The sequence below is a fragment of the Synechococcus sp. R5-12 genome (assembly GCF_047502655.1).
GTDB lineage: Bacteria > Cyanobacteriota > Cyanobacteriia > Thermostichales > Thermostichaceae > Thermostichus.
Genome location: NZ_JANSIM010000271.1, coordinates 1 through 10,528, shown reverse-complemented (window position 1 = coordinate 10,528; position 10,528 = coordinate 1). Strand labels below are relative to the sequence as shown.

General features: G+C 59.5%; 11 protein-coding genes and 1 pseudogene. 6 read left to right on the top strand and 6 right to left on the bottom strand.

Going from position 1 to position 10,528, the window contains the following annotated elements; translation table 11 throughout:
• Both NW843_RS13160 and trpE read right to left on the bottom strand, forming a co-directional pair.
• Nucleotides 1-517: pseudogene (locus tag NW843_RS13160) on the bottom strand (phytanoyl-CoA dioxygenase); the annotation flags it as partial.
• Nucleotides 518-520: 3 nt separating this feature from the next.
• A complete protein-coding gene (gene trpE / locus NW843_RS13155) occupies nucleotides 521-2,041 on the bottom strand; it encodes an anthranilate synthase component I (RefSeq protein WP_414523171.1) in 1,521 nt (506 codons plus the stop codon).
• Nucleotides 2,042-2,181: 140 nt separating this feature from the next.
• On the opposite strand from trpE, the gene NW843_RS13150 reads away from it, so the two are divergent.
• Together NW843_RS13150 and NW843_RS13145 are read left to right on the top strand one after the other, a co-directional pair.
• Nucleotides 2,182-2,730 carry an NUDIX hydrolase gene (locus NW843_RS13150; protein ID WP_011432186.1) on the top strand — a complete coding sequence of 183 codons (549 nt, stop codon included), beginning with the start codon at nucleotides 2,182-2,184 and terminating at the stop codon, nucleotides 2,728-2,730.
• A 260-nt stretch (nucleotides 2,731-2,990) separates the two neighbouring features.
• Nucleotides 2,991-3,656, top strand: coding sequence for a hypothetical protein (locus NW843_RS13145; protein ID WP_414523170.1), 666 nt, complete (start codon nucleotides 2,991-2,993; stop codon nucleotides 3,654-3,656).
• An 89-nt stretch (nucleotides 3,657-3,745) separates the two neighbouring features.
• Here the strand turns inward: NW843_RS13145 and NW843_RS13140 are convergent, their stop codons facing one another.
• Nucleotides 3,746-4,657: a M23 family metallopeptidase gene (locus NW843_RS13140; RefSeq protein ID WP_414523169.1), complete on the bottom strand. Its 912-nt coding sequence runs from the start codon at nucleotides 4,655-4,657 to the stop codon at nucleotides 3,746-3,748.
• Nucleotides 4,658-4,862: 205 nt separating this feature from the next.
• On the opposite strand from NW843_RS13140, the gene NW843_RS13135 reads away from it, so the two are divergent.
• Nucleotides 4,863-5,924, top strand: coding sequence for a carotenoid biosynthesis protein (locus NW843_RS13135; protein WP_414523168.1), 1,062 nt, complete (start codon nucleotides 4,863-4,865; stop codon nucleotides 5,922-5,924).
• Entirely contained in the window at nucleotides 5,911-7,008 is a 1,098-nt protein-coding gene (locus NW843_RS13130) for a threonine aldolase family protein (RefSeq protein WP_414523167.1), read from the top strand. The genes NW843_RS13135 and NW843_RS13130 overlap by 14 nt, the downstream gene beginning before the upstream one ends.
• An 89-nt stretch (nucleotides 7,009-7,097) precedes the next feature.
• Here NW843_RS13130 and lspA read toward each other — a convergent pair whose 3' ends face one another.
• From lspA to NW843_RS13115, 3 genes are all read right to left on the bottom strand, one after another.
• Nucleotides 7,098-7,622, bottom strand: coding sequence for a signal peptidase II (gene lspA / locus NW843_RS13125; protein ID WP_414523166.1), 525 nt, complete (start codon nucleotides 7,620-7,622; stop codon nucleotides 7,098-7,100).
• 260 nt (nucleotides 7,623-7,882) lie between these two features.
• Nucleotides 7,883-8,107, bottom strand: a complete 225-nt coding sequence (locus NW843_RS13120) for a hypothetical protein (protein ID WP_414357256.1) — start codon at nucleotides 8,105-8,107, stop codon at nucleotides 7,883-7,885.
• A gap of 155 nt (nucleotides 8,108-8,262) precedes the next feature.
• A complete protein-coding gene (locus NW843_RS13115; RefSeq protein ID WP_414523165.1) occupies nucleotides 8,263-9,066 on the bottom strand; it encodes an ABC transporter permease in 804 nt (267 codons plus the stop codon).
• 166 nt (nucleotides 9,067-9,232) lie between these two features.
• Here NW843_RS13115 and ruvA point away from each other — a divergent pair, with 166 nt between their 5' ends.
• Together ruvA and nadD are read left to right on the top strand one after the other, a co-directional pair.
• Nucleotides 9,233-9,847 carry a Holliday junction branch migration protein RuvA gene (gene ruvA, locus NW843_RS13110; RefSeq protein ID WP_414381256.1) on the top strand — a complete coding sequence of 205 codons (615 nt, stop codon included), beginning with the start codon at nucleotides 9,233-9,235 and terminating at the stop codon, nucleotides 9,845-9,847.
• A complete protein-coding gene (gene nadD, locus NW843_RS13105) occupies nucleotides 9,844-10,452 on the top strand; it encodes a nicotinate-nucleotide adenylyltransferase (protein WP_414523164.1) in 609 nt (202 codons plus the stop codon). Before ruvA ends, nadD begins: the two co-directional genes overlap by 4 nt.
• Nucleotides 10,453-10,528 lie beyond the last annotated feature (76 nt).

Here is a 10,528-nt window from a genome sequence, read left to right as displayed (position 1 = left end):
AGCCCGCTCCGTACCGCTTAGCGGTCGGAGTCGGGTAGTTTACGGCATAGCAAGGAATGATCGCATCCAAGGCCTCGTCGCCAAACAGATGAGACAGATCCCGGTGAACTTGTTGATCGGCGGATCCCGGCAGAGAGACCACCGCCCCCAGCCCGCTCAAGATCAACTCCGGCCCCAAAATCCGCTTCAGGATGGGCAAGATCAGAGGATGGGCATAGATGAGGGGATCGTTGAAGGGGCCCTCCAGGCGAACCGTTACCATCACCCGTCTATTGCCCACTAACAGGGCATCGGCGTGGTTTTCGTGGGTGCAGTAGTGGCTGTAGGTGGCCAGAAAGCTGCTGTGCAACTTGTCGATGAGCTCGGGGGGAAAGATCTCCGGCAACACCAGATAGCCCTCTGTGGAAAACAGTTCAAAAGCCTGCTCTACGGTCTCTGGATCCGGCTGCTGGAGCTCCTGTAAGGACTCCGTCCCGCTGACGCGAACCGCAGGGCTGAAGCGCAACTGGGCCAACATCGGCTAGGTCTCCTGCAAACTGGCCACAGCCATTAACATGCCCCGCGCTTTGTTCAGACATTCTTGATATTCCCGCTCCGGATCCGAGTCGGCTACAATACCTGCCCCGGCCTGCAAGCTCACCTGGCCCTGATGAACCAGCAGAGTGCGGATGGTGATGGCGGTGTTCAGTTGGCCGGAAAAGTCGTAGTAGCCATAGGCGCCGGCATAGGGCCCACGGCGGCATCCTTCCAGCTCATGAATAATCTGCATGGCGCGGATTTTGGGGGCGCCGGTAACAGTGCCGGCAGGGAAGGTGGCCCGCAGCAGATCCCAGGCGCTGTACTGGGGATCCAGCCGCCCCACCACGTTGCTGACGATGTGCATCACATGGCTGTAGCGCTCGATCTGCATCAGGTCGTCCACCTGCACAGATCCCAGTTGGCAGACCCGTCCCAGGTCGTTGCGGGCCAGATCCACCAACATCACATGTTCGGCCCGTTCTTTGGGATCTGCCAACAGCTCTTGCTCTAACTGCCGGTCTTCCTGAGGGGTGGTGCCGCGGGGGCGGGTGCCGGCAATGGGGCGCACGGTGGCGATGCGGTCTTCTCCCACCCGGCTGAGTTTGACCATCACCTCTGGGCTGGAGCCGATGAGGCAGAGATCCCCAAACTGCAAAAACGCCATATAAGGGGAAGGGTTAATCAGCCGCAACGAGCGGTAGAGGCAAAAGGGATCCCCCGCAAAGGAGATGGTAAACCGCTGCGAGAGCACTACCTGGAAGATATCTCCGGCGCGGATGTAGTCCTTAGCCCGTTCCACCGCTTGGCAGTAGGCCGGGCGGCTCAGGGTGCTGGGGGGGATTTGTTCGCGCCAGCGGGACGGAGTCCTTTCCGACAGGTGGGGCTTCCAGTTGAGGTGCAGATGGGCCAGGGAAAGAGGAGCGCTGAGCTGCTGCATCAGCTTTTCCACCCGCCGGCAGGCTTGGGCATAGGCTTCCTCAGGAGCGTGGTGACGGGTATCGGCGAAGGCCACCACCCAAATCTTGCGCTTTACCTGGTCAAAGAGCAGGATGCTGTCCACCTGCATCAAAACGGCATCAGGGGGATCCCCCGGCTGCAGGGGGTGGATGGGCACCTTGGGCTCAATCCAGCGAATCAGCTCGTAGCCCCAGTAGCCAAATAGGCCGCCGATGCTGCTGGGCAATTCCGGCAAATGCACCGGCTCATAGGGCTGCAAGCAGCGGGCCAAGATGGCAAAGGGATCCCCTTGGTGGTGCTCCTGTCGGCCATCGCGGTATCGCTGTAGCGCCTGATCCCCGCGTATTTCCAAAACCCACAGGGGATCGCAGCCCAAGAAGCTGTAGCGGGCCACCTGTTCCCCCCCCTCCACCGACTCCAGGAGAAAGTTGTAGGGCTGGCCGGCACAGACCCGATACCAGGCAGAAACCGGCGTTTCCAAATCCGCCACCCATTCCTGGTACACCGGGATAAAGTTGCCCTGCTTGGTGAGGGCAAGAAACTCCTTCAAGGGAGGGTAAATCATGGCCTGCAACTTTTGTGCTTTTCCTGACTCTACCCCAGACACGGGATCCCAAGGGCGTGTGGATCCCTCTGGATTGCCCGGTTGCAACAGCGCCGAAAACCATTAAGCTGAGAGCGGCTCTACTCTCGGGAACTCTTGCCATGCAAAACCCATCTCAGGTGATTCGTGAGCGCCTGCGCTATCAAGGCCATAAATACACCTTCGTCAGCCAGCGTTTGCGTTTTCCCAACGGCAAAGAGGGGGAGCGGGAGTACCTCATCCATCCCGGGGGGGTGGTGGCCGTGCCTGTAACTGCAGCAGGCAAGTTCGTCTGCATTCGTCAATATCGCTTTGCGGTTGCCTCCTACCTTTATGAATTTCCGGCAGGCACAGTCGAGCCAGGGGAGCATCCCGATGACACCATTCGCCGCGAGCTGGAAGAAGAAACGGGCCTGCGTGCCCATCGCTGGGATCCCCTTGGCCAATTTTATTTGTGCCCCGGCTATTCCAGCGAGATCATGTACGCCTATCTGGCGCGGGAGCTGGAAGTGCTGGATTCCCCTCCCGATAAGGATGAGGATGAAGATATTACCGTAGTGGAGTTTTCTGCTTCTGAGCTTACAGAAATGGCCCGTTTGGGAATGGATTTGGACAGCAAGTCCATTGCCTGCTTTTGGCGGGCCCAATTGTTTTTGGCTGCCGAAAAATAGAGCCCTCCGTCGGGGGGGCTGCCCCTTGCTCCTGGGGGATCCCTTTCCAATTGGCGGGGCGTCGTTCCAAGCCGACTTTGGCGGTTACAGGCGAATCTTGGGGCCTTTTGCGAGAATTCGGTAGTCCACTGGAACCGTCTATGGCCATCTAGGGGAGATCTAAGGTGAGCTCCACGTTGAGTTCAACACAAAGGGATCCCTTGGTTTACTGGAGGAGCCTTGCTGTCTCTTAGAATTTTAGGGGCGAGGAGTGAGGAAATATGCGGAAGCTGTTGTGTTCCTGTGGTCGAATAGCCTGGGGAGCGGCCTTGGCTGCCACTCTACCGGTTGCTGCTGTTCCTGCCTATCCCCAGCCCGTGCTTCCGCTGCTGCCGGTTCCTTCTGAGGGCGGCGCTGCTCGAGGTGGGGTTGTGGCTTTATTCAATCAATCCATTTGGTGGGATTTTATTCGCGGCAATCGCGGTGAAAACCTGCGCCTGTTCCCGGCCAGCCTAACCTCTCCATCTCGCCAGGATGTGGTGGCTGTGTTTCAGATTCAGCGGCAGCCCACCGTAGAGCCGGTGGTGCGCGTTCTCAGCTTCGAGCATCAGGGGGGGTATAGCTTTCGTCTGCTCCACACGGCTGAGCCGATCCCAGGGCGGTTGGTGGAGGCTCACCTGCGCACGGACATCACCTCCAGCCCACAGCCCAAGTTGGTGCTCCTTACCGAGCGAGGGGGCATCAGCCTGCTGCGCTCTGTCTTGGTCTTGGAACACCGGCCTGAGGGACTTGTGCCGCTGCTGAGCGTGACGGATCTGAGCAATGCCAGCCTGCGGGTCAGCCCGCAAGGGATCCTGGTCATCTCAAGCCCGCTCGGTGCCAGCCGTGACTTGAGGGCTACCCTCTACCAATGGGAGGGGGATGGCTTTGTCCGTCGAGATCTATAAGTCCATCATCTGTTGTGACTGTTGTGAATCTGCCTGTCAATATCCATCTTTGTCAGCGAGGTCTCGCGCGGAGCGGATGTCCGTCTCGGCTATCGCTGCCCTTGCCAGCAAGCTCCCAAACTGGGGGCTTGTCCCACCTGCCAAAGGAACAGGCTTTCGGCCCCAAGGGGATGAATGCTCCAGGGATCCAGGCCAGACCCAAACCACCCATAGGGATCGACGGCAGCCGGTTGGCCCGAGTTGGTGTTGTCGAAGCGACGTACCTCGAAATGAAGATGGGGCCCGCTGGCACAGCCGCTATCTCCCGATAGGCCGATGATTTCTCCTGGGGCCACCACTTGCCCCTCCTGCACCCCAACTTGGCTGAGGTGGGCGTAGAGGGTTTCCCAGCGGGGAAGGGTTCTTCTGTCTGCTCTCTCCCCATCGGAGAATTCTGGCTCGTGCAGAAGGCGCACCCGCAACCCCCTGACCAGCCGGCCCAAGCTGGGGCAAAAAAACTCCGGCTCCTCGCGGGCCAAGGTGACCCGTCCTGCGGCAGCAGCCAAAATCGGGGTTCCCACCGGCATCTCCCAGTCATAACCGGCATGGCCATCGCTTTTGCCACACGGGTGCAGCGGGTCGGGGATCCAAACCTGGCCTTGCCCACTCACAAACCGTCCGTTGCCATCCCTCTCCCCCAAAGGCAGATCATGGTCGAAGAGATTGGTGACGGGAAATTCCCCAACAAAGGGCTTGTGCAAAAACGGCCACTGGGGCGGCGGCGGATCCCCATAAGCAGAACGATATTTTTCCAGCTCCAGCCGATAGTCTTCCAGATCCTGACGCTGGGCGGGATCTTCCGTGTGCTGCTGCAACAGATCCACCAGCTGCAGGGCCTGAAGCCAGTCCTGGCGCTCCACAGCACGAGCCAACTGGGCGTACACCCCCACCCGGGATCCCTGCGGCGAAGACGGGGAGGAGACCTGAGGAAAAACGGGCGATATGTTTACGAATTGATACAATAGACAGCAAAATATCAGCAGTGTCACCGTTAGCGGTGGTGACATCCCTGCCCAGAGGGCCATCCCAAGTAGGCCGGCCTGCAAACAAGCGGGTTCATTCTTGGCTTCGGGCTCTCTCTTGGGGCCATCCGCTTTTTCCCTCAGCCGCCGTATGGGTTGCAAGGAGACAGAGCGGCTTCGCTTAACCACTCTTCGGGAGTTTCTCATGCGTTGGTTCTCGTCCTCTGGTGTTCTCGTCGGCCTGCCTTTCCATGGGCAAAGCGTTCTGCCCCTATCCGGCTCGATTTGGCGGCGGCTGGAAGCTTTGGCTCTGGGTTTACACATTCTGTCTTTGTTCTTCGGGTTGGCAGGGTTGCTCTGGGTTGTACCCCATCCTGAGTGGGTGGCCAGTTTGCCCCCCATTGGCATTCAAGCTTTCTCCTTGAGCATGGGCAATGGCGGCGTGGCCTACATGGTGTTCGGTGCGCTGGCGGCAGCTCTGATGGGATCCCGGCTGTTGGGGATGCGGCGCCTGTTGATGTTTTTGATCCCGGCGGTGGGCATTTCCTTGGGCAGTGAGCTGTTGGGCACCAGCACCGGGATCCCTTTTGGCAACTACGGCTACCTGAGTGGGCTGGGCTACAAGATTGCCGGTTTGGTGCCTTTTACCATCCCTCTGTCTTGGTTTTATGTGGGGTTGTCATCCTACTTGTTGGCGCGTGTGGCTCTGCAAACCCAGCGCCACTGGTTGATCCACTTCGAGGCCATCATGTTGGGGGCCCTGCTGCTCACCGCCTGGGACTTCGTGCTGGATCCGGCCATGACCCGCGGCTTGATTCCCTTCTGGACGTGGTTTCAGCCGGGGCCCTTCTTCGGCATGCCGTTGCAAAACTTCGGTGGTTGGATGCTGACCGGGGCTGCCTTCATGACGGTGGCCAATCTGCTGTGGGGCGAGGATCAACCCATCCTTGACCGCCGCCAGTTGGTGGGGCCGCTGGTGCTCTATGTAGCTAATTTTGCTTTTGCCCTGTTGATGAGCCTGGGCTCCGGCATTGTTGCGCCGGCGGGGCTGGGCCTGTTGTTGGGGTTGGGGCCCGCTTTGGGGTTGTGGTGGAGTGCAAAGACCCCATCCCGCTATTGCGAAAGGACTCCGTCCCGCTATCGCGACCAGCCTGAGCCGCCTTCCCATCCCCAAAAGGACTCTGTCCCGCTATTGCAAACGGTTGAGGGAGAGGCAGGTCAAGCCTGGGATACTTTGGAGGATCCCGGTTGGGTTGGCGCGAAATAAACTGGCCCTAACCTTTCCTCGGCGAGATCCCCCAGTTGTCCAGGCCATGAACTTCTGCAGCGACAATGTCACAGGCGCCTGTCCTGAGGTGATGGAAGCCCTGTTGGCCCTCAAGGGATCCGCCATGCCCTATGGAGGGGACGAATGCACAGCGCAGGTGCAAAGGCTGTTTGCCGAGATCTTCGAGCATGAAGTGGCGGTGTTTCCGGTGGCAACAGGATCTGCTGCCAATGCCCTGGCCCTTTCGGTGCTCACCCCGCCCTACGGGGCGATTTATTGCCATCCCGAGGCCCACATCAATCTGGACGAATGTGGAGCGCCAGAGCTGTTTACAGGTGGGGCCAAGTTGGTGGGGATCCCCGGAGAGCAAGGCCGTATCGACTGGGGCAACTTAAAAACGGCCCTGGAGCGGGCGGGGTTTGGGGTGGTTCATCACGTACAACCTGCCTGCCTCAGCCTGACCCAAGCCACCGAGGCCGGCACCCTCTACTCCTTGGAGCAGCTCAGATCCTTGGCGGATTTGGCCCATCACTTTGGCCTCAAGGTGCATATGGATGGGGCCCGCTTTGCCAATGCCCTGGTTAGTTTGGGTTGCACCCCTGCCGAGATGACCTGGAAAGCGGGGGTGGATGTGCTGTCCTTTGGGGCCACCAAAAATGGGGCCTGGGCTGCGGAAGCGGTGGTGTTTTTTCATCCAGATCAGGTGGGCGATTTTGAGTTTCGTCGCAAGCGCAGTGGCCATCTGGTTTCGAAGATGCGCTTTTTGTCTGCCCAATTGCAGGCTTATCTCCAGGATGGGGTGTGGCTGCGCAATGCCCGCCATGCCAACGCAATGGCCCAACGGTTGGCGCAGGGACTGGGATCCCTGCCGGGAGCCAGGTTGGTATATCCCACCGAGGCCAATGAGGTTTTTATCGAGCTGCCGGAGCCGGTTCTCCAGGCCCTGGAGCAGGCGGGGTTTCGGTTTTACCGCTGGCTGGGGGAAGGTCACCACTTAATCCGCCTGGTGACGGCTTTTAACACTTTGCCCGCAGATGTCGAGCGCTTCTGCCAGGTGGCTCAGCAAGCCAGCCGTTTGCAATAGGCGGACGGAGTCCTTGCAGCTGACCGGGGATCCCCCTTGCCAAGGACATGAGCATCCCGAGGGATCCCTGAAGGCTGTTCATCGGCTCGTCAATCCTTAAAGTGGGTGCTGTCGCGACTGGGCTTTTTCTCCAGGCAGGGCAAGGCGGAAGTCGATCCCGTTTTCTTCGAGTTGTCCTGTAGCAAACCGATCAGCAGACAGGCCACCCCAAGGTTGATGGCCACATCCGCCACGTTGAATACCGGAAAGCGAATCCAGACCCAATTGAAAAAGTCCACGACATAGCCGTTGACGAAGCGGTCGATGCCGTTCCCCACGGCTCCTGCCCACACCAAGCCATAGCCGGCCTGTTCCCATCGGCCCAGGATCCCGCCGCGAATGGCCAGCAGCGCCAACGCCAGCGCCACCCCCAGCGAGATCCACTTCAAGAGCTCTGCCGAATCTTCAAACAGGCTCCAAGCAGCGCCGGTATTCTCCACGTAGGTGAGGTGAAACACCCCTGGCCACAGCTCAATCTCTGGCCCCGGCAGCAGCCGTTCCACTGCCCAGTGCTTGGTCGCCTGATCCAAGATTACCCCCAGGATCCCGGCCAGCCAAAAGCCTTTGTTTTTCATGTCGTCTTGGCCTCAATCACGTCCACCGGCAAGAGCGCCCCGATGAGCACTTTTCCCATCCTGACATGCTGCTCTTCTGCCGGCTCATTGCACAGAAGCTCAAGGGCGGAGCTCTGGACTCGAAGTTGGGCCTGTAACGGGATCCAACACCGGTGAGTGGCCTCAGAAGCGATTGGCCGCCTCTGGCTTGAGAGGAGCAGCAAGAAAACCGTCCAGCTTAGGCAACTGGACGGGGATCCCCTGGGGGTGGACAGGATTGGCTACCGACCCTGCTGCTCCAGGGAGCGGCGCAATTCACTGGCCATCTGCATAAACTCTTGCGGATTGCCCGCCTTGCCGTAGGAAGAGCGATCCTGAACCTTTTTGCCGCTGCCTTGGCGGGTGCGGGTGCTGAGCAAAGAGCTGGCCATTTCCATGAACTTGGCAGGATTTCCCTCGCTGCTGCCCCGCACTAGAGGGGCGCGTCCGGCACGAGTGACAGCCATAGATACCTCAATTTCAGAAATGAAATGCTTGTTACATTTTCTCACAAGGGATCCGCGATCAACCAGGGCCAGCGTTTCTTTGCTGTTACAGCGACTCCGGCCAATACTTAGGGATCCCTCCAAGTGCAAACCTTGCATGAGGCTGGAAAGAGCCATCAGCGAGTCGTGGTTTTCTCTTGGGTCAAGTGATGGATCAGCCAAATGGGGAGCACCGTCAGGCCGATCACCCCCAGGGCCACCACGCTGATCACCGGGCGCTGCCGAGGCTTGGTGAGCTGGCTAAACACCCAGATCGGCAGGGTTTGCTGCTGGCCGGCGGTGAAGGTGGTGACGATGATTTCATCGAAAGACAGGGCAAACGCCAGCAGGGATCCCGCCAATAGGGCCGAGGCCAGTTCGGGCAGAAGGATGTACCGAAAGGTTTGCAGAGGATTGGCCCCCAAGTCGGCAGAAGCTTCTAGCTGAGAGCGTCCCATGCGGCGAAACCGGGCCAGCACGTTGTTGTACACCACCACCAGACAAAAGGTGGCATGGCCGATAACAATTGTCCAAAAGCTGACAGGGATATGCAGCAAATGGATCGCCGAGCGCAAGGCGATCCCGGAGACAATGCCCGGCAAGGCGATGGGCAGCAACACCAAAAACGAGATCGTCTCGCGGCCAAAAAATCGGCTGCGATAGACTGCTGCTGCCGCCAGGGATCCCAGCACCACCGCCACTCCGGTAGCCAGCACAGCCACCCGCAAAGACAAAAACAAGGCCCGCCAAATATCTGCCCGCCCCCAGGCCACGGCAAACCAATGCCAGGTCAGCCCCGGCAAAGGGAAGCGCAAAGTCGCCTCATCGGGGCTAAAGGCGTAAAGGACGATCACCAGCAGAGGAAGATGGAGAAAGAGCAGCACCCCCAGCGAGAACAGGATCCAAAGCCATTGGCCGATGGGAAAAGGGCGAATCGGCATGGATGAGGGAGAATACAGAGCTGGATGGGGAACAGTCTACAGGTAGAGAAATGGTCTGTGAAATAGCCTTGTAGGGAAGCAGCCTTTGGCAAGGACTTTAGATTGCTTGGCCGACTTTGGAGCTCCAGTCGAGCAGAGCATCCCAAACCCAGATTAAACTCGCAGCATGATCGCGTTTTTAAGCGGCCACCTTGTGGCCATCGAATGGGGAGAGCGCAGTAGCCTCACTGTTGAGGTGCAGGGGATCGGCTATCGCGTCAAGGCCCCAGGACGTTTTCTCAAGCAACTGCCTGCAGTGGGGGAGCCCGTCCGGGTGTTCACCCATTTGGTGGTGCGAGAGACTGAGCTGGTGTTGTACGGGTTTGGCTCGCCAGCCGAGCGCGATTTGTTTGTGGAACTCATCAAAGTCTCAGGGGTGGGGCCGGCTTTGGGCTTGGCCCTGCTGAATACCTTCAGCCTGCCGGAGCTGGTGCAGGCGGTGGTGACCGAAAATGTGCGCCTGCTCTCCCTCACGCCGGGGGTAGGTCATAAAACGGCCCAGCGGCTGGCCCTGGAGCTGAAAACCAAGCTGGCCCACTGGCGACAGGGGATGGGGGTTGCGGATCAACCCTTGGCCGGGGGGCCGCCCATGCCTATCCGGGAAGAGGTGGAAATGGCCTTACTGGCCCTGGGCTACAGCACTCAGGAAATTCAGGCTGCCTTGCAAGCTCTGCCCACTCACCCCCGCCCAACGGAAGACTGGCTGCGGGATGCCATCACCTACCTGAGCCAGCAGCCATGAAGCACCGCCGCATTGCCATTCTGGGTGGAACCTTCAACCCTGTACACCACGGCCATTTGATCATGGCAGAACAAGCCCTTTGGCAGTTTGACCTGGATCAGGTGCTGTGGATGCCGGCAGGGGATCCCCCCCACAAGCCTCTGGCCCCTGGTGCCAGCAAAGCCGACCGCTTGGCGATGGTCAAGCTGGCCATTGCCGACCACGAGCGCTTCGCCTGCTCAGAGCTGGAGATCCGCCGTCCGGGGCGCTCCTACACCATCGAGACGCTGCGCACCCTCATCCAGGAGCAACCCAATACCCAGTGGTACTGGATCATCGGCGTGGATGCTCTGCGGGACCTGCCCCAGTGGTATCAAGCGGAAGAACTGGCCCGCCTCTGCCATTGGATCGTTGCCCCACGGGTGGATGCCGGCGATGCTGCCCAGGTGTTGCAGGCGGTAGCCGAAAAGTTGCCCATCCAAGCCCAAATCCTGGAAGCCCCTACCCTGACGCTCTCTTCCACCTACCTGCGACAGCAAATCCAAAAGGGAGGGTCTATCCGCTACCTGGTGCCCCCTGCTGTGGAGCACTATATCCGTCAGCACCGCCTCTATCTGCAGCCCTAAAGGAAAAAAGGGGGCGGATCCCCCCTCTAGAATCACCAAATTTTCGGGCTGGAGGCCCGCACCATAGCCGCAGGCT

Excerpts from the sequence above, each read along its gene's own strand:
- trpE (WP_414523171.1), bottom strand. The coding sequence starts at position 2,041 with ATGATTTACCCTCCCTTGAAGGAGTTTCTTGCCCTCACCAAGCAGGGC.
- NW843_RS13150 (WP_011432186.1), top strand. The coding sequence starts at position 2,182 with ATGCAAAACCCATCTCAGGTGATTCGTGAGCGCCTGCGCTATCAAGGC.
- NW843_RS13145 (WP_414523170.1), top strand. The coding sequence starts at position 2,991 with ATGCGGAAGCTGTTGTGTTCCTGTGGTCGAATAGCCTGGGGAGCGGCC.
- NW843_RS13135 (WP_414523168.1), top strand. The coding sequence starts at position 4,863 with ATGCGTTGGTTCTCGTCCTCTGGTGTTCTCGTCGGCCTGCCTTTCCAT.
- lspA (WP_414523166.1), bottom strand. The coding sequence starts at position 7,622 with ATGAAAAACAAAGGCTTTTGGCTGGCCGGGATCCTGGGGGTAATCTTG.
- NW843_RS13120 (WP_414357256.1), bottom strand. The coding sequence starts at position 8,107 with ATGGCTGTCACTCGTGCCGGACGCGCCCCTCTAGTGCGGGGCAGCAGC.
- NW843_RS13115 (WP_414523165.1), bottom strand. The coding sequence starts at position 9,066 with ATGCCGATTCGCCCTTTTCCCATCGGCCAATGGCTTTGGATCCTGTTC.
- ruvA (WP_414381256.1), top strand. The coding sequence starts at position 9,233 with ATGATCGCGTTTTTAAGCGGCCACCTTGTGGCCATCGAATGGGGAGAG.
- nadD (WP_414523164.1), top strand. The coding sequence starts at position 9,844 with ATGAAGCACCGCCGCATTGCCATTCTGGGTGGAACCTTCAACCCTGTA.